Below are 19,170 nucleotides of genomic sequence, written 5' to 3' on the forward strand. Positions count from 1 at the left end.
ATTGTTTAACCTAGGATTACTTTACGTCAGAACACCATTATCCAGAAGTAGTAAAGTGAAAACAGCGATAAAAATATAATTCCGGCGTAGGTTAATGTTTGCAGCCAAATTCTAGGTTGTGCCCTCGCCGGTATTTCTTCGCTCATCACATTTTTAAGGTTCATGTAACCAATAATAGGTGCTACGACGAAAGACACAAATGTTGCCAAAGCTACCAATTGGCCCATATTGGCACTGAAAAAAGAAACGACCATATAGTTTATGAGGGCCAAGGTTAGAATGCCCATGGCAAAGAAGTATTTTTTTGATGGGAAAAGGCTTTTGGGAAAAAGCAGTTTCAATACATCAATGCTTACACGGGCGATAGCATCATGGGCCGTCATACAGGTACTGAACATAGTGGCAAAGGCAGATATGGCTATAAAAATGTAAGCCCACGAACCGATATGCACGGTGAAGAGTTGAACAACTTGATCAGCAAAGGTTACGGCATTACCACTTAATTCGGTTTGGGTGCCGTAAAGCGTTGCCCAACCAATGATCAAGAAGAAAACAGCAAGAATGGCAGTCATTAAATACCCCATGTTAAACTCCCGTAATGACTCGCTCAAAGTGGGTTTTTCCCCTTCGCCCTTCCATTTTTCAATACTCCATAAACTGACCCAACTTGATGCTTCAACGGTTGTGGGCATCCAACCCATAAGACTTATCAAGAATAAAATTCCCGCATCATTAAATAGGGGAGGAGGAGCAAAATTGCTTGTATCTGAAACGTTGCCTTTTATCAAAACCATGAAGGTTGTAACCAATAGGGCAATGAAAAGAATAGAAACAACGAATTTCAGCGAGGTTTCCATGAACTTATATCGACCAATTATCAAAACCAAACTGATAAATACAAATAGGCCCAGAGCTACCGTCGATATTGAGACATCGGAAACTTTAAAAAGATTGATGAAAAGGCCTGCTGTAACCGTATAGAGCGCTGCTAAGATGGTGAAAGTAGAAATTAGGGTTATGATGGCATAAAACCATAAATACCCTTTTCCACGGTTGAGGTACCCTTCGATTAGTGTTTTTTCGGTGACGTTGGTATACCGAACCCCGAATTCAAAAAAAGGGTATTTAAAAAGGTTGGCTAAAATGATAGGTATAATCATCACCCATCCATACTGCGCACCGGCCTTAGTAGATAGTACTAAATGAGAGGTTCCGATTGCCATACTGGCAAATAAAAGACCGGGACCAAGATTTCTTACTAGCGTTTTGAATGTGGACATGAAAGGTTGTTTCAATATCCTAAAATAAGGCATTTTCAACTATGATGAAGGTTATTTTATTTCAATACGGTCACCATAGAATTTGGGCTGCGTATTAAAAACAAGATCAACAAATACCTTTACACGTGCCAAATATTCCCGAAGTTGAACCTTAAGGCCTTCTTTACCGGCTACGGTTTCCGCATTGAAACCAATAGCTTTGAGACCTTTTTTCTCGGCCAAGTATATCGCCCTCTGGTTATGAAATTCTTGAGAGATAACGGTAACGCTGTCGAGGCCGAAAATTTCTTTTGCCCTGACCATAGAATCTAAAGTGCGGAAACCGGCAAAATCAAGAAAAATTTTATCGGCAGGTATACCTCCTTTGATCAGATCCTTTTTAATGGTATTGGGTTCGTTATAATAGCGAGTGCCATTATCACCGCTTACAAGTACAAAATCGATTTTATCCGCTTTGTACAATTCTACGGTGGCCGTAATTCTATGGGTGTAATAAGGGTTCGGTAGCCCCCCAATTAATTTCTTCGAGGTGCCCAGAACCAAGCCTACGCGGTTCTTGTAGATTTCGTTCGGCTCGGAAAATGTCTTGCCGCTAGCAGCATTTGTAATGATGGTATTGCACAAAAAGATAAGTAACAAGAGGGCAGCAACAAATAGCCCAATAATCTTAAAGTGCTTGCGTTTCATTTGGTTTGGTATAGGTCGTATAAAGATAAGGAAAAAGGTTTCCTTTAGACCGAATTTATGAAATGAGGCTTGAGAGCTCCTGTTCTAAACTATTGATTTTAGTGTCAATTTTCTGGTAATTAAAAGACACGTTGTTAGCTTCATTGAAATTCAGCATCTGATTCACTTGATATAAAGTAGCGCTTAGTTCAATGTTGAAATCACGGGCCATATCATATTTTCGACAGCCAGAAAGCTTATAGTATTTTCTTTCAAATTTCGCCTTGAGCTTATAAAGTTTAGACGCCATGTTTTTTAACGTACTGTCTTGATAATGAAACGGGTTGGCCTTGTTGCCAAAATCTGATCTTGTAGAAGCCATGCTCTTAAATTTTAGATTGTTGCGGCGGGGAGCCTAACGCACAATAATTAAACAGTAATTATTTTGGTACCTACAAGAACGGTAGAACATGAACTCTTATTGTCATTTTTTCGACGAAACGCAAGAAGCATTAGATGGTAGGCAACGTATCAAAGCTGAAGAATAATGTATACTTCGAAATCTAAAATCGTATCAATCTTTTTTATTCATGTATTCGGTAGGGCTCATCTCAAACTGTTTCTGGAAATTACGCCCGAAGCTCGTTGCAGAATTATAACCTACTATCTCAGCTACCTCAAATACCCTATAATTGCCTGTTTTTAATAGTTCTGCCGACTTTTTTAAGCGAGCAATATTTATGAGTTCGTTGGGGCTTAGGTTTGATATATCTTTTATTTTTCGATAGAGTGTAGAGCGGCTCATATGCATGATTTCCGCCAAAGTTTCAACATTTAAGTCAGGATCGGCCATATTCTGAATGATCACTTCATCTAGTTTCTTGATAAAGGTATCATCGGTCTTAGTGCTGGCAATGCTTCTAATATGAGCTAAAGGCGAACTTGCGTAATGCTCCATTACGTGCCTTCTGTTCTCTATAAGATTGGCTATATGTACTTTTAAGTGCTTGACTGAAAATGGCTTTTCTATATAGGCGTCCGCACCGGATTCAAGTCCTTCCATTTTTGCGGACATGGCACTTTTAGAGGTAAGAAGAATGACCGGAATATGGCTTGTTTCAAGATTGGTCTTTATCTTTTTACATAAGGTAAATCCATTCATGCCCGGCATCATCACATCGCTAATAATTAGTTGAATGTTTTCTTCATGAAGAAGTTTTAATGCTTTTTCACCATCCGTAGCCTTTAAAACATAATAGTCTTCCCGAAGTTCTTTGGCCACAAAATCGAGAAGTTCAATACTGTCTTCGACCAATAATACCGTATTTTCATTGCTTTGTGTTGCCGGTTGGTCAGCGATAGGTTCTTCTATATCTTCTTGTTCAACAGCTTTAGGCCTGAGCATGAACTCTTTCTCTTGGTTGATGGGCAGTTTTAGCACAAAGCTGTTCAAAGAACCATCGGAGGTGTCTAGGCTCAAGCTACCGCCGTGCATTTCGGTAAGCGATTGTGCCAAGGCCAGACCGATACCGGTTCCGGTTTGGTTTTCTGAACCCGAAACGCGATAAAATGGCTCAAAAATCTTTTCCTTTAGATGACCGGGAATTAAATCTCCATCATTTTTAATGGTCAGTTCAATCGTCGATTCATTCCTCTTTAAATCAACCAATACTTTTGAATCGGCATATTTAATGGCATTGCCATAAAGGTTGCTTAAAATCTTCTTGAGAGCTTCGCTATCGACCGAGGCGTAAATATCCTCATCTTCCGAATTCAATCGGAAATCGACTTCCTTATCGCGAATGGCCTCGCTGAACCTCTCATAGGTTGACTGTATGAGTTTGGTGATATTCGTTCTCACGAAAGTTAAATCGACCCTTTCGATCTCCGTTTTTCTAAAATCCAACAGCTGATTGACCAAATCAAGAAGGCGATTGGTATTTCTTTTGACTATGGCGAGATTCTCTTTTACCCCAGGTATCTCATGGGACCTTCTAAGAGCTTTTTCCAGGGGACTTTTGATGAGTGTCAATGGTGTTCTGATCTCATGTGAGATATTAGTGAAGAACTCAATTTTGGCCTCATAAATTTCTTTCTCTTTTCTACTGTTCAATTGCCGTATTTTTCGGTCGTTCTTGAACTTGATGCGCTGGTGATAGGTTCTAAAGCTTAGAAAAATAAGCAATAGTGTCAGCAAGGTATAAAGTAAGTAGGCTAGATTGCTTTTGTAAAAGGGAGGTAGCACCTTTATTTGAAGACCGGATGTTTCCATGCCCCATACACCACTACTGTTCATTGATTTTACGAAGAAATTATAATTGCCCGGTGCCAACTCGGTAAAATAGACCTTATGGTCTTTCTGTAGATGCACCCAGTCATTGTTAAGCCCATCCATCTTGTACCAATATTCTGTATTCTCTGGCGCATTGAAACTTAAAGCGGCGAATTCGAGACTGAATGATGATTGCGACGGTTTTAGCGTTAGTTTTTTTAGCGATGTAATTGATTCTTCAATTGGTGAATCTTCTTGGTTTACAAAAACGTCTTGGTTGTCTATCTGTAAGGCGGTGATATAAGTTGGTGCACTGTAATTGTTCTTTTTGAAATTTTTGGGGTTAAAACTGACCATGCCGTTGACACTTCCGAAATACATGGTGCCATCATCGGCTTTATGGGCGGCCATATAATTAAATTGATCACTCTGTAGCCCATCCGCCTTTGAATATATCTTTTTATTGCCGGTTATGGCATTGAATTCGACCAACCCGTTAGAGGTACTCATCCAAAGATTGCCACTGTCATCTTCTAATGTGGCATAAAACACATTGGTAGGGAAACCATCTTTGAGTCCGTAGCGTTTAAACGCTTTGGTTTCTTCAAGAAAGAGATTCAGTCCATTTTCGGTATTCACCCAAATGTTATTTCTACTATCTTGAAATATTGAGTTGATGTGGTTGTTCGAGATACTGTTCTGTGTAGAACTATTATATCTATAAGCTTCTTTTTCTCCAGTTGCCGGATTATATGAATAAAGCCCATCGAACGTGGTGCCTGCCCATAAAATGCCTGATTTGTCTTCTAAAAAACTGGTGTAGTGTAAATTGTCAGGAAACCCTTCAAACAATTCAAATTTTTCTGTGGTCGGGTTAAAGGTCTGTACTCCAAAGGTCGATAGAAAGAAGATTTCGCCTGACCGTGTCTGGTTGATTGCGAATACAAAATTACTCCGCAGGCCATGAGCCATATCGGTGCCGTAGTGCTTGATAATCTTATTCGTATTGATGTCCATAATATCAATACCATTGTCGAACATACCGATCCAAAGTTTATTGTCAATAGGAAGCAGACCGTGAACGTTGTAATGCGCTAGAATACCATCTTTCTGTTTTTCAATAGATGTAAAATTTGTGAAACTATCTTTTTTTGGGTTGTATTTATTGAGCCCGCCATCTTCTGTGCCAATCCAAAGGTTTCCATATTTATCGGCAGTGATTTCACGAATGGCGTTTCCGTTAAGTGAGTTCTGGGCTGACTTTGGAAAGTATTTTTTGAATGGCGAATATTGTTTTGATTGGTAGTTGATGCCCCCAAAATAGGTTCCGGCCCAAACACCTCCCTCTTTATCTACGGTCAAACTATAGACGGCATTATCGGAAAGGGCATAAGGGTCGTCGTAATTCTTCTTAAGATTACTGTATTTCTTGGTTATCAGGTTGAAAATATGCAATCCGGATTCAGTAGCTACCCAAAGTTCGTCATTGCTACGCAGGGCAAAGTCGCGAACATATTGCTTGCCAGAAGTAAGAAAGCCGATTTCCTGTAGTCTTTCCGAAATAATATCAAATGCAAGCACGCCATGATTTTGAGTGCCCAACAAAATGGTTCGGTCATCAAGCGAGAAAAGTTCGTTAATGCCAAAAGGGCTACTGGGGCTTGCTTCGACATCTAGGGCATGTCTGGTAAATTTGTTGGTAATCTTATCGTATTTATATAAGGTATTTGTTGAACAGGCCCATAACCCATCTTTGGTGTTGATAACATCGGAGGCGTAGAAATTTTCGCTTGCCTCGAACTTAGTACTCTCCTTTTTGTTGGGGTCATATTTAATAAGACTACTTTCTGCGATGTACCAGAGATTACCATCTGAGTCGCCACTCATATCAATGATCTGGTTGTTCTCGGTACCTTCTACAAAATCAAAATTTTCCAGTTTTTCGTTATAGGAAAGAAGCCCGTTATCGGTACCTACCCAAATAGTACCGTTTAATTCAAAAAGACTTTCTACATAGTTGCTTCGTAAGCTTTTTGGGTCGTCTTCATTTTTTTGAAATAGCCTAAAATTATATCCGTCAAAACGATTTAGGCCACTTTTAGTACCGAACCACAAAAATCCTTTTTCATCTTGAATAGAGCTGAGAACCGTATTGTGAGAAAGGCCATCTTCAACTTTATAGTGCTCGAAATAAAATTCTTGCCCGCAAAGTATTGAGGCGTGAAGTAAAAGTAGGGGTAATAAGGTCTTCATTCTCATCAAAATCGGCCGAATATCGTTAAAAGTTAATGAAAAATTCACAACAAAATGTTTCATACACCATACGAAACAGTTCAAATTTAATTATAGGTATCAACATCGGTGATTTTGAACAATTTGTACGAAATAAAGAAACGGGCGTGTATTGCATCTTTTCTTTCAAATTGGTTTCTTTAGAGAATAGTTGTAAAATAATTCATTTGATAACCGCCATGAGACACTCTATTCTTGCCTTTCAAAATGTGAAAAAACTTATTCTTGCCATTTTTACTTTGGCTTTTCTAACGACCAATGCGCAATGGAAGCCGGCCGGCGATAAAATTAAAACCAAATGGGCCGAAAGTTTAGATGCAGAAAATGTTCTTCCTGAATATCCCAGACCGATAATGGAGCGTTCAGAATGGAAAAACTTAAACGGTTTGTGGGATTATAGCATCTTGAAAAAGGGTGCTCCACTTCCTGAAAGTTTTGATGGAAAAATTTTGGTTCCTTTTGCGGCCGAATCTAGCTTGTCAGGCGTGATGAAAGAAGTAGGGTCATCAAATGAGCTTTGGTACCGCACAAAATTCAATATTCCGGAAGGGTGGAGCGGACAGAATATCCTGTTACACTTTGGGGCGGTCGATTGGAAAGCTGATATCTGGATCAATGACGTAAAAGTAGGTTCGCATACGGGCGGTTATACTCCTTTTTCGTTTGATATAACTCCATTCATACAAAGTTCAGAGCAGGTTTTGACCGTGAAAGTTTGGGATCCGACTGACGAAGGTCCTCAACCTCGCGGCAAACAGGTGAAAAAGCCTGAAGGTATCTGGTATACTCCCGTAACAGGTATTTGGCAAACCGTGTGGATAGAACCTGTGAATACCAAAAGCATTGTTAGTTTAAAGACAGTTCCTGACATTGATAATAATACGGTAAGCATAAAAGTTGAAACAGAAGGTACCTCTTACGGCGATATAGTTGAGATTTTAGCTTTTGACGGTGAAACTGAAATTACGACCGCAAAGGCAAATGTGGATCAAGAAACTGTTTTAAGTATTCCAAATGCTAAACTGTGGTCGCCGGAATCTCCCTTTCTCTATGATATACAGGTGAGATTGCATAGCCAAAATAATCAGGTTGACGAGGTCAAAAGCTATTTCGGAATGCGAAAAATATCCATGAAAAAAGATGACTACGGTATTGTGCGCATGCAGCTGAACAATAAAGATTACTTTCAATTTGGCCCCTTGGATCAAGGTTGGTGGCCCGATGGTTTGTATACGGCACCTACCGATGAAGCCCTGAAATACGACATTGTCAAGACCAAAGAACTGGGCTTTAATATGATTAGAAAGCATGTTAAGGTTGAGCCCGCTAGGTGGTATGCCCATTGCGATAGACTCGGTATATTGGTTTGGCAAGATATGCCTAGCGGAGATAAAAGTCCTCAGTGGCAGAATCACAACTATTTCACCGGTACGGAATTAAAAAGATCTGCAGAATCTGAAGAAATCTATCGTAAGGAATGGAAGGGTATTATGGATTATCTCTATTCCCAACCTAGTATCGTGGTTTGGGTTCCTTTCAATGAGGCGTGGGGTCAGTTCAAAACAGAAGAGATAACGGAATGGACAAAGGCTTATGATCAAAGTAGACTTGTAAACTCCGCCAGTGGGGGTAATTTTTATCGTACAGGTGATATTGTCGACTTACATAATTATCCTGGGCCGGCCATGTACTTATATGATGCGCAAAGGGTAAATGTCTTAGGTGAGTATGGAGGAATCGGCTTGCCCTTAAAAGGCCATTTATGGAAACCGGATAATAACTGGGGCTACATAAAGTTCAAAAACTCAAAAGAAACTACCGATGAATACATCAAGTATGCGAAAGAGCTCAAGAACTTGGTCAAAGCAGGTTTCTCAGGAGCGGTATATACACAGACGACCGATGTAGAAGGTGAAGTTAATGGTTTTATGACCTATGATAGAAAGGTAGACAAAATGAACATCAAAGAAGTCAAGAAAATTAATCAAGAAATCATCGATACTTTAAATTAATCCTTTGTTAAACGTAACAATCATTTTTTACAACTAGAATCTTATGAGAGAGGTTTTGCCCTTAGTGTTGCTGTTATTGTTTTTCTCTTGTAAGGAAACCGAAAAGGAAGCTGCTGAAAATTCAAAAACTGATCTTGTTCAAGAAGATGAAAAATCACTCAGCTATTTCACAAACCCGCTATTAGATAGTGGTGCGGATCCTTGGACCATCTATTACGAAGGAAATTTTTATTACATAAAATCTGGCGGTAACGCTATCACTTTGATGCGAACTGCAGATATTACTGATTTAAGAAATGCAGAGTCGAAGGTAATTTGGCGCGCACCTGAAACCGGCGATCATTCTAGAAATATCTGGGCCCCTGAAATTCATAATATTAATGGGCACTGGTACATTTATGTGGCGGCAGATGATGGTGATAATCGAAATCACCGCATGTTCGTTATAGATAATAGCTCTCCTGACCCGTTCAAAGGTGAGTTTAAAGTAAAGTCTAAACTAAAGACTGACAAAAATGATAATTGGGCCATTGATGGAAGTATTTTTGAGCACCAAAGCCAACTCTACTTTATTTGGTCTGGTTGGGAAAATCCCAAGGTCGATGGAGGTGAGGAGATGCAGAATATTTATATAGCTAAAATGTCTAACCCATATACGATAAGTTCTGATCGTGTATTGATAAGTACTCCAGAACATGATTGGGAAAGAAACTGGCATTACCCTGGGGTTTGGAAACCGGATGCCCCTGTTTACGTTAATGAAGGGCCTCAAATGTTAGCTCATGGTGATAAGGTGCATATTGTTTATTCCGCAAGCGGATGCTGGACTCCCTATTATGCACTTGGCCTTTTGACGATGAATAAGAATGATGATCCTATGGAAAAATCATCATGGTCTAAATCGGAAGACCCTATTTTTCAACAGGCGAAAGAGAAATCTGTGTTCGGAACTGGACATAACTCCTTTTTCAAAAGCCCGGATGGTACCGAAGACTGGATATTGTACCATGCAAATGACACTCCTGTCGATGGTTGCGGGAACAAAAGGTCTCCTAGGGCCCAGAAAATTTCTTGGTCTTCAGATAATATGCCTATTCTTGGCGAGCCTATTGAAACCTCTGAGAAATTGGTCAAACCTTCAGGATTATAAATAAGAAAATAGTAAGAGTCAAATTTGGATTGTTTAGAGTTTAAGCACGATGCCACCCTTGGATTGGGGTGGCATTTTTTATGTACCAGTTCTAACATCTCCTTCTTTGAACTTTCTCAATTTAAACAATACTTCAAGTCAGGTAATTACTTGGATGGATTTGATTCTTGTCATCCTTTCAGGATAGGAGACTTCTTTAGTCATCTCGCGAGACGTTTTAAACCAACCTGAAATGGCAACTTCAGCACAGATTGTTCTGATTTCACTTTTATTGATACGATTTGACTTGTTCCATATGGTTATTAAACCATTTGAAAATCAATTATTTAAATCTTTGTTAATTGATTGGTATACAATCTGTCTCAAACCGCAACAATTTGTATCAATAAAGACTCTTCTCTTAACCTTCTCTTAAAATTTGAACGATTTGTATGATAGAATGATACAATCCACAGAGTAATAGGATTCTGAATTCATTTTATTTGATCATTGGCAATTTGTCAATTTTAAAGCTCTATCTCAAATAAATACTCAACTAAAACAACTTAAAATGAAATTATGACACAAACACCTTTCTCAATTTAAGAATCTATCAATTTACTCAACTAGCAAACTAATCTCTAAGCAATCATTCAAAAATGAGAAACAATGAAAAAACCAAAGACTAACATTATCGAGAAGATTCTTGTGTCTGTTTTTCTGGTGTGTGCAGTTATGTACCAAGGATACGGACAAGATGCACCTTCGGTGACGGGTACGGTTACAGCTGCCAGTGATGGCGCTCCGTTACCAGGGGTTTCGATTATTATTAAAAATACAACTACAGGGGTGACCACTGATTTTGATGGTAATTATACTGTCAATGCCCCGGCTGATGCAACTTTGATTTTCAGCTATATCGGTTTTCAAAGATTGGAAGTGCCTGTTAATGGTCAAGCAACGGTCGATGTTCAAATGAACGAAGATGTTGCCGCCCTTGACGAAGTGGTAGTAACGGGTTACTCTACCCAAGACAAAAAGTCTATTACGGCTGCAATATCTACTGTTACCAGTGAAGATTTAGAGAATGTGCACGCAGGTGCATCGGTAAGCTCTGGTCTGGCCGGTAAAATTTCTGGTGTAACGTTTAAAATGCCCGATGGTAGACCTGGTGCTACTGCAACCGTTCAAATACGTAATATGGGTAACCCTCTTTACATTATAGATGGTATTCAATCTGACGTAGGGCAATTTAATAATATTTCTCCAGGCGATATCGAAAGCATTTCGGTACTGAAAGATGCTGCTGCTGCTATTTACGGGGTAAGGGCCGCCAACGGGGTTGTGGTTGTAACAACCAAAAGAGGTAAGAAGAACTCTAAAAACGTTGTGAATGTCAATGCCTATTACGGTGGTCAGAATTGGTCGCGTTTCCCTGATGTTGTGAACGACTCTTATACCTATATGAGCAAAAAGGCCGAAGCGGATTTGAACGAGTTTGGTGAGACACAAATTACTCCCGAAGAATTGGAGCGCTATAGAGTTGGTACAGAACCAGGCTATCAGTCGTTCAATTGGAAGGATTTTATCATTAAGAAAAATGCACCATTGTACAGTGTAAACGTAAGTACAACAGGGGGTTCTGAAAAAATCAACTACTACATATCTGGAACCCATCTTAAACAGGAGGCGGTCTTGGGTCCTGAATTTAATTTTGAAAGAACAAATATTCAAAACAACCTCGACGCAAATATTACCGATCGTTTAAAGGTTGGCATGCAAATCAGCGGTCGTATAGAAACTACCGATAACCCCGGTATTCCAGGGGCCGATGATTATTGGTTGCCAAGGTTCGCCATTTTGCGTAACCGCCCATTTGAGCGTCCTTATGCTAACGATAACCCTGATTATCTGAATGATATAGGGCATAACGAAACCAACTGGGCGCTGCACAATAAAGAAATTGGAGGTTATTCAACCAACATCTTAAGAACTATGCAATCGAACTTTAACGGTGAATACCAATTTGGCGGGGTGTTAGAAGGTCTATCGGTGAGAGGTATGTACTCGTACTATATTCAAGATCAAGTATTGAACGGTCACGAATATACCTATGAAGCATATACCTATGATGCTGAAAATGACGCTTACAACGTGACAGGTGGCAGTACCAACCCATGGCGTGAAAGAAGAAATCGCAAAATTGTTAAAAATGTCTATCAAGGGCAGGCTCAGTATAAAAAGGCTTTTGGTAGTGAGCAAGAGCACAATGTAGAAGGCCTTTTCTTGGTAGAAAGACAAGAAGAGCGTGATCAAAACCAATGGATGCGTTCGGTTCCTGAAAACAATATTCTTCCGTTAATGTACTTTGCCAACTTGGTCGAATTCAATGATTTCGATGGTGAGTTAGCCCGAATCGGTTATATCGGTAAGTTCAATTATAACTACAAGCAGAAATATTTCTTGGAGATTTCCGGTCGTCAAGATAAGTCTTGGAAGTTTGCCCCATCAAAAAGAACCGGTTTCTTCCCTTCTGGTTCCATCGGTTGGAGGATGACCGAAGAAGATTGGTATGAGACTATCGCTGGAGAAGATGCTTGGTTGACAGAATTTAAGTTAAGAGCTTCTTACGGTATTTTAGGTGATGATGATATCGGAATCGGTGCTTATGATTATTTGCCAGGTTATAACTACAACGTGGGTACTGCCATTTTAAACGGAGAACCTGTAGTAAGTGCCAGAGATAAAGGTCAGATTGTAGATAACCTTACTTGGTTCAAAAGTAAGATAACCGATATCGGTATTGATTTCGCTCTATTTGATGGCAAGGTAACAGGTTCTTATGATTGGTTCTACCGTTTACGTACCGGTCTTAGAGGCTTTAAGTATGATATACTTATACCAAGTGAATTGGGTTACACCTTACCTGACGAGAACGTAAATAGTGATTCGCAGGCAGGTTTCGAGGGCGCATTGACCTACAATGATAGTTTTGGTGATTTCAATGTTTCGGTTTCCGCCAACGGATCCTATTCAAGAGGAAAATTTATCGAATCCTATAAACCAAGATTTTCTAATTCATGGCAAGAATACAGAGCTTCAAGTGAAGGCAGGTATAATGATATGCGTTGGGGTTATAATGTAATTGGAGAGTTTCAAACACAAGAGGAAATCAATAACTACACCGTAGATATTGATGGCCAAGGTAACCGCACGCTTCTTCCAGGTGATTTGATTTATGAAGATATCAATGGTGACGGGCGTATTAATGGTTATGACGAGAAGCCTATTGGGTATTCGTTCGGTAAACAACCGAATATCAACTTCGGCTTGAACATTAGACTTTCTTATAAAGGTGTCGATATGACAGCAGATTTTTCTGGAGGTTCTGGCTATTCTTGGATTCAGAACTGGGAAACCCGTTGGGCTTTCCAAAACCAAGGGGCACTTAATAAGATATTCTTGGATAGTTGGTCAAGACAGGATCCTGCAAACCCCAACAGTACTTGGGTTCCAGGAAAGTATCCAGCACTTAGATACAATGCAGGTTATCATAGCAATTACAGGGTTTCTACCTATTGGATGCATAATGTAACTTATTTGCGTGCACGTACTTTAGAACTGGGCTATTCGTTACCAAAACCTTGGTTGGATAAAGTCGGTTTTCAAAAGGCTAGATTTTATGTAAACGGTTACAATCTCTTCTCGTTTGACAATCTTAAGAAATTCGGAATTGACCCAGAGGTAAATGAAGAGAACGGATTGCAGTATCCGCAGAACAAATTTGTTAACGTAGGGGTTAACCTTTCTATCTAAAATTGATCGAAAAATGAAAAAGCATATTTATTTACTACTAATTGCGAGTGTAGCAATATGGAGTTGCTCTAAGAATGACGAAGAGTTTTTAGATCGGCCGTCTACCTCGATTTTAACACAAGAACAGATATTCTCTGATCCAAAAACCACACTTTCGGTATTGGCAGACCTGTATAATAGGTATTATGATTTTGGTACGGTTGAAGACTGGGCTTCTCTAGCCGGCTTTAATGTCGCCTATTGGTCTGAAGCGGGTAGATACCCTGAATTTCAAAACGATGGTTGGGGCTACGGAGCTTGGGGCACTTGGGACTATGCGTATATAAGGGAAATCAATTTGTTTCTTGAACGTTGCTCCGAGGCTACCGAACTGACCGAGGAAGACAAGACCAGATTCTTGGCAGAGGCTAGATTCTTGAGAGCTTCCTATTATTTTGAAATGGTAAAAAGAATGGGTGGGGTTCCGCTTATTCTTGAATCGGAAACGTACGATTTCAGCGGTGATGCTTCTTATTTGCAGCATCCACGTGAAACAGAGGCCGCTATTTATGATTTTGTGATCAGTGAAGCTGAAGCATTGAAAGATATATTGCCAAACGACGCCAATACCAAATCAAGGGCTACCAAAGGTGCCGTTCTGGCCATGCAGGCCAGAGCTGCACTATATGCCGCTTCGATTGCCAAGTACGGTGCTACAACACCACAAGTTTCATTGCCTGGCGGTGAGGTGGGTATACCGGCCTCAAGAGCCAACGAATATTACACAAAAGCCTTGGAAGCTTCCGAAGCAATCATCAATGGCGAAGCAGGTGGCTACGGTCTTTATACCAAGAAGCCTGATCTTTCTGAAAACTTCTCCAGCATCTTTTACGATAAGGCGAACAACCCAGAAGCTATTTTTGTTGAAGATTATCTAGTAGGTGGAGGTAAAACCCATGGTTATACCATTGTGAACCAACCAAGATTCGGAGCCGAAGAAGAAGAAGGTGGGCGTATCAATCCAAGTCTACAGTTTGTTCAATCATTTGAATTGTTGGATGGTACTTACGCACCACTTGAAAATGAAATCGGCGGTGCTCCGGTATATTTTGATAATATCGGAGATATCTTTCAAGGTAGGGATGCCCGCCTGGCAGGAACGGTTATTCTTCCAGGAAGCAAGTTCAAGTCTACCGATGTTGATATTTGGGCCGGTGTAGTTTTGGCAGATGGTTCTGTTGTTAGCGGTGATTCAAGAGGTCAACAAAAAGAACTTCCTGGAATGACCGGACAAGTGCAGGTGGTAGGTTTCGATGGGCCAATCGATGGACTCGAGTTCACGGCACAGACAGGTTTTTACATTAGAAAATACCAAGATCCGGCAACTGGATCAGGTAGAAGAGGTACTCAAAGTGATGTTTGGTTCATCAGGTATCGTTATGCAGAGGTGTTATTGAACGCTGCTGAAGCTGCTTTTGAGCTTAACCAACCAGATTTGGCTGCTGATTATTTGAACGATGTTCGCGAAAGGGCAGGTCTTACTGTGCCATTGACCGCTGCTGATGTTACCTTCGATAAAATAGTACATGAGAGATATGTTGAATTAGCTTTTGAGGGTCTTCATTTCTTTGATTTGAAAAGATGGAGACTTGCTCATGTCATTTTGGATGGTAACCCGATTTCCCCCGAAGAGGTTACCGAGAACATCGGTGTTGCCACCAAAAGAGAAACACAGCCGTACAACATCTGGCCTTACAAGTACTATAATCCAGGTGACGCTAATGATGGCAAATGGTTGTACAGAATCAATAGACTTTCCCGAATTACTGGATCCGATAGGTTCCGCTTAGGAAACTATTACTCTGAAATCGGTCAGGGATTGATTAACAATAATCCGAAGCTGGTCAGAAATCCTAATCAATAAAACTAGAAAACTAAAGAACATGAAAGTAAAATTCTATATACTGGCCTTACTTGTACTAGCGGTTTCTGCCTCATGTGAATTGGATAACTTCAATGAACCTGATGCCGACTTTACTGGAAATATTGTATATGAGGGTCAAGCGATACCAGTTGCGAGAAACCAGGTAAGGTTTGAATTATGGCAATCGGGCTATGGCAGCCCAGCGCCTATTGACGTAGCTATAGCTCAAGACGGAAGCTTTAGCAGCAGACTTTTTTCCGGAGACTATAAATTGATTTTTCTACCGGGTGAAGGTCCATTTAGAGCTTCCTCCGATACTCTGTATTTTAATCTAAGCGGAAACAAAACTATGGACCTCAATGTTACTCCTTATTATATGATCCGTGGGGCTCAGTTTTCGCAATCTTCCGGAACGGTAAGCGGCACTTGCGGTGTTGATCAAATAATTACTGGTGCAAATGGCAGGGCCGTTGAACGTGTTACCTTGGTAATCAACAGAACCCAGTTTGTCGATACCAACAGTGGGGGTGAAGGAAGCATTGCCCAGGTCGATGCCGATTTAAGTGATTTGAGCAACCTTTCAATGTCGGTAGATATACCCGAGGATGCCAAAAAACCGGATCAAGACTACATTTTTGCCCGTATCGGGGTAAAGGTAGAGGGTATTGAAGATATGATTTATACACCTGTTGAAAAGTTAAACTTGTAATACATTGCTTTTCCCTGTAATGAAGCGAGAGATGGTGCAGATGAATAAAGGGAAGAGTATCTTAATGATTGGCTAATGTTGAGTTGTTAGTAGTTACTTATCTTGAGGTTTTACCGGGCTTCCGTGGTACGGAGCCCGGTATTTCAATAAAAGACTAGGCTATAAACAATGAATGCCTAACTTAAAGGCAAAAATATAATGATAGATTTTAGAGCTTCTACATATAGAACTTTCTTTTTGGGCATTTGTATGTCAACCGTCTTATTCTGTTCGTGTAAGGAGAAGGTTGAAAAAAAACAAGTTAAAGAAGTAGCTGTTGAAACGTTTTCTAACCCGATAGATGTTGAATTTGGGGATCCATTTGTGTTGGATAATGGCGATCGCACTTTTTATATGTATGGAACAGGCCAAGTTGAAAATGGCTTTGCTACCTATTCATCAAATGATTTGGTGAACTGGAAGTTCGAAGGCCGTATTTATGAAGGAAATACCGAAGCATCTTGGACTCAGAAGAACTTTTGGGCGCCCGAAGTGTACAAATTTGAAAATCAGTATTTCTTGTTTTTCAGTGCCGATTATAAGGATAATCCCAACAATGAACTTGAAAATTTCAAGATTGGGGTGGCTATTTCCGATAGTCCTAAAGGTCCTTTTAAAGATTTGACCGACCAACCTTTATTTGATCCCGGGTATCCTATTATAGACGCGAATGTCTTTAAAGATGACGATGGTAAATTTTACCTTTATTATTCGAGGGTTTGCTACAAACATCCTGTAGAGAGTGAGATTTCTGAATGGGCCAAAAAAGAAGGTCTGTATGACGAAATTGAAGAAAGTTGGGTCTATGGGGTAGAATTGGCAGCTGATTTTAAAAGTGTTATCGGCGAACCCCAATTACTACTTAGGCCACCGCTTGAAATGAACGACCGTAATGCCGAATGGGAAAGTCGTTCGGTTACTTCGAAAGAAGTAAATAGAAGATGGACAGAAGGTTCTTTTACCTTTAAAAATAACGGCACTTATTACATGATGTATTCGGCAAACCACTACGCAGGCCCAAATTATGCGGTGGGTTATGCCACATCTAATTCGCCATTAGGTCCTTATCAAAAGGCAGATAACAACCCTGTTTTACAGAAGAATATAGATAAGGGCGGCAATGTTACCGGAACCGGTCATAACATGGTCTTATTTCTAGATGGTGGAAAAAAAATGTACACTGTTTACCATGGTCGTACACAGGCAACAGGAGAAAATAGAGTTGTTTTTATTGACCAGATGAATATTGAAGAAGACGGCACTTTGGTGGTCGATGGCCCAACCACGGAACCGATTCCAAGACCATTGCAGAATTAAAAAATACAATCCGAAAGGCAAAAAACTAGTGTTAAAAATTGCAACCTACATATCGATAGTTTTATCAAGCCTTTTGGTCATTACCTTTTTCTCGATTGGTAGTGATGCTAAGTCGCAAACATATAAAGTTCAACCTAAGAAAGACGATAGGCCAAATATTGTAATCATAATGGCCGATGATCTCGGTTTTTCAGATTTAGGTTGTTACGGGGGCGAAATAAATACACCGAACCTAGACCGTCTGGCTGCGACAGGTATAAGGTCTACTTCATTTTATAATACTTCCCGCTGTTGCCCCACGAGGGCTTCTTTGCTCACTGGGTTATATCCACACCAAGCGGGTCTGGGTAGAATGACAATGGATGCAGGTCTGCCGGGTTATCAAGGTACATTGAACGAAAATACTGTTACTATTGCCGAGGTACTGAAAAAAGAAGGGTATCAAACGGGTATGGTAGGTAAATGGCATGTTTCTGAAACGAATGATTTAGGAGGTGAGAAACAACTCAAATGGTTGGCTCATCAAGAAAACTACGGCCCGTTTTCCGATTTAAAAACATACCCTACCGCAAGAGGATTCGATAAATTCTATGGCAATATCTGGGGTGTGGTCGATTATTTTGATCCATTTAGTTTGGTCAATGGCAACCAGCAGGTAGAAAAGGTACCCGAAGATTATTATCATACGCAAGCTATAGGAGATTCGGCTGTTGCCTATGTAAACGAGTTTTCTAAAAAAGAAAATCCATTTTTCTTGTACGTGGCCCATTGTGCCCCCCATTGGCCCCTTCAAGCCCCTGATAGTATAATTCAAAAGTATGTTGATAAATACGAGAAGGGCTGGCAAGCTATTAGGGAAGAACGACATAAAAATTTGGTAGAAAAGGGATTGATATCTGAAGATACTAAATTGCCAGAATTTATGTTTCCCGAATTAAATTGGGAAAATAATTCCGATAAAGAATGGGATGTACGCGCTATGGCCGTACATGCTGCTATGGTCGATGTTATGGATAGAACCATTGGCGAGTTGATGAACAAACTCGAAGAGACCGGCGAACTAGAAAATACGTTGGTACTCTTTCTCTCCGATAACGGGGCGAGTTCAGAAAGACCCTCTAACTATGGCCCTGGTTTCGACAGGGCAGGAAGTACACGAAATGGCCAACAGGTTCAATTTCCTGTTAATAAAGAAGTGCTTCCCGGGCCTCAAACGGTTCTTTCAGGTATCGGTCCGCAGTGGGCCCATACCGTAAATACCCCCTTTCGGTTTTGGAAGGCCAAAGTCTTCGAAGGTGGTATCAATACTCCGTTTATAGCGTCGTGGCCAAAAGAACTAAAGAATAATGGGGAGGTTAGAACAGTGCCGGCCCACGTGAGTGATATTATGGCAACCTGTGTAGAAGTCTCTGGCGGTACTTATCCAACAGAATTTGATGGAAGGTCAATAACCCCAACTCCTGGTAGCAGTTTGATTCCTTTATTAAATGGCAGTTCCAGTCGACCCACACAAGAAACTTTTTTTTGGGAACATTTCGGTTCTCAAGCACTACGTAAAGGAGATTTAAAATTGGTAAGGTTAGATGCTGGACAACCGTGGGAACTATATAACCTATCGAACGATAAAACGGAACAGGTCAATTTGGCCGCTACCCATCATAAAGAAGTAAAAGAATTAGCGAAAGAATGGGAAGAACTGGCTGGCAAATACCAAGTTTACCCTGCTCCAAATTAA

Annotated in this window: 11 protein-coding genes; 7 read left to right on the forward strand and 4 right to left on the reverse strand. The window is 40.3% G+C overall.

Annotation, left to right across the window (positions count from 1 at the left end):
* Positions 1-26: 26 nt before the first annotated feature.
* The 4 genes from D1013_RS04080 to D1013_RS04095 form a co-directional block, all read right to left on the reverse strand.
* Positions 27-1,280 carry an NRAMP family divalent metal transporter gene (locus D1013_RS04080; RefSeq protein ID WP_121847672.1) on the reverse strand — a complete coding sequence of 418 codons (1,254 nt, stop codon included), beginning with the start codon at positions 1,278-1,280 and terminating at the stop codon, positions 27-29.
* A gap of 51 nt (positions 1,281-1,331) precedes the next feature.
* A complete protein-coding gene (locus tag D1013_RS04085; protein ID WP_121847673.1) occupies positions 1,332-1,967 on the reverse strand; it encodes a SanA/YdcF family protein in 636 nt (211 codons plus the stop codon).
* A 55-nt stretch (positions 1,968-2,022) separates the two neighbouring features.
* Positions 2,023-2,328, reverse strand: coding sequence for a hypothetical protein (locus D1013_RS04090; protein ID WP_121847674.1), 306 nt, complete (start codon positions 2,326-2,328; stop codon positions 2,023-2,025).
* A 192-nt stretch (positions 2,329-2,520) separates the two neighbouring features.
* The gene (locus D1013_RS04095; RefSeq protein ID WP_225621361.1) at positions 2,521-6,471 is read right to left on the reverse strand and encodes a hybrid sensor histidine kinase/response regulator; all 3,951 of its coding nucleotides are present in this window, start codon (positions 6,469-6,471) and stop codon (positions 2,521-2,523) included.
* A gap of 35 nt (positions 6,472-6,506) precedes the next feature.
* On the opposite strand from D1013_RS04095, the gene D1013_RS04100 reads away from it, so the two are divergent.
* The 7 genes from D1013_RS04100 (at position 6,507) to D1013_RS04130 (ending at position 19,170) form a co-directional block, all read left to right on the forward strand.
* Complete coding sequence (locus D1013_RS04100; RefSeq protein WP_225621360.1) at positions 6,507-8,522, forward strand: glycoside hydrolase family 2 protein; 2,016 nt, start codon at positions 6,507-6,509, stop codon at positions 8,520-8,522.
* A 43-nt stretch (positions 8,523-8,565) separates the two neighbouring features.
* Entirely contained in the window at positions 8,566-9,672 is a 1,107-nt protein-coding gene (locus D1013_RS04105) for a glycoside hydrolase family 43 protein (RefSeq protein ID WP_121847675.1), read from the forward strand.
* Between the two features lie 648 nt (positions 9,673-10,320).
* Entirely contained in the window at positions 10,321-13,467 is a 3,147-nt protein-coding gene (locus tag D1013_RS04110) for a SusC/RagA family TonB-linked outer membrane protein (protein ID WP_121847676.1), read from the forward strand.
* A 13-nt stretch (positions 13,468-13,480) separates the two neighbouring features.
* Complete coding sequence (locus D1013_RS04115) at positions 13,481-15,370, forward strand: RagB/SusD family nutrient uptake outer membrane protein (RefSeq protein WP_121847677.1); 1,890 nt, start codon at positions 13,481-13,483, stop codon at positions 15,368-15,370.
* A gap of 19 nt (positions 15,371-15,389) precedes the next feature.
* Positions 15,390-16,079: a DUF3823 domain-containing protein gene (locus D1013_RS04120; protein ID WP_121847678.1), complete on the forward strand. Its 690-nt coding sequence runs from the start codon at positions 15,390-15,392 to the stop codon at positions 16,077-16,079.
* A 198-nt stretch (positions 16,080-16,277) separates the two neighbouring features.
* On the forward strand, positions 16,278-17,435 hold the full coding sequence (locus tag D1013_RS04125; protein WP_205601271.1) for a glycoside hydrolase family 43 protein: 1,158 nt from the start codon (positions 16,278-16,280) through the stop codon (positions 17,433-17,435).
* Positions 17,436-17,463: 28 nt separating this feature from the next.
* On the forward strand, positions 17,464-19,170 hold the full coding sequence (locus D1013_RS04130) for an arylsulfatase (RefSeq protein WP_240467928.1): 1,707 nt from the start codon (positions 17,464-17,466) through the stop codon (positions 19,168-19,170).

This window comes from Euzebyella marina, from assembly GCF_003687485.1.
Taxonomy (GTDB): domain Bacteria; phylum Bacteroidota; class Bacteroidia; order Flavobacteriales; family Flavobacteriaceae; genus Euzebyella; species Euzebyella marina.

Excerpts from the sequence above, each read along its gene's own strand:
- D1013_RS04080 (WP_121847672.1), bottom strand. The coding sequence starts at position 1,280 with ATGTCCACATTCAAAACGCTAGTAAGAAATCTTGGTCCCGGTCTTTTA.
- D1013_RS04085 (WP_121847673.1), bottom strand. The coding sequence starts at position 1,967 with ATGAAACGCAAGCACTTTAAGATTATTGGGCTATTTGTTGCTGCCCTC.
- D1013_RS04090 (WP_121847674.1), bottom strand. The coding sequence starts at position 2,328 with ATGGCTTCTACAAGATCAGATTTTGGCAACAAGGCCAACCCGTTTCAT.
- D1013_RS04095 (WP_225621361.1), bottom strand. The coding sequence starts at position 6,471 with ATGAAGACCTTATTACCCCTACTTTTACTTCACGCCTCAATACTTTGC.
- D1013_RS04100 (WP_225621360.1), top strand. The coding sequence starts at position 6,507 with ATGAAAAATTCACAACAAAATGTTTCATACACCATACGAAACAGTTCA.
- D1013_RS04105 (WP_121847675.1), top strand. The coding sequence starts at position 8,566 with ATGAGAGAGGTTTTGCCCTTAGTGTTGCTGTTATTGTTTTTCTCTTGT.
- D1013_RS04110 (WP_121847676.1), top strand. The coding sequence starts at position 10,321 with ATGAAAAAACCAAAGACTAACATTATCGAGAAGATTCTTGTGTCTGTT.
- D1013_RS04115 (WP_121847677.1), top strand. The coding sequence starts at position 13,481 with ATGAAAAAGCATATTTATTTACTACTAATTGCGAGTGTAGCAATATGG.
- D1013_RS04120 (WP_121847678.1), top strand. The coding sequence starts at position 15,390 with ATGAAAGTAAAATTCTATATACTGGCCTTACTTGTACTAGCGGTTTCT.
- D1013_RS04125 (WP_205601271.1), top strand. The coding sequence starts at position 16,278 with ATGATAGATTTTAGAGCTTCTACATATAGAACTTTCTTTTTGGGCATT.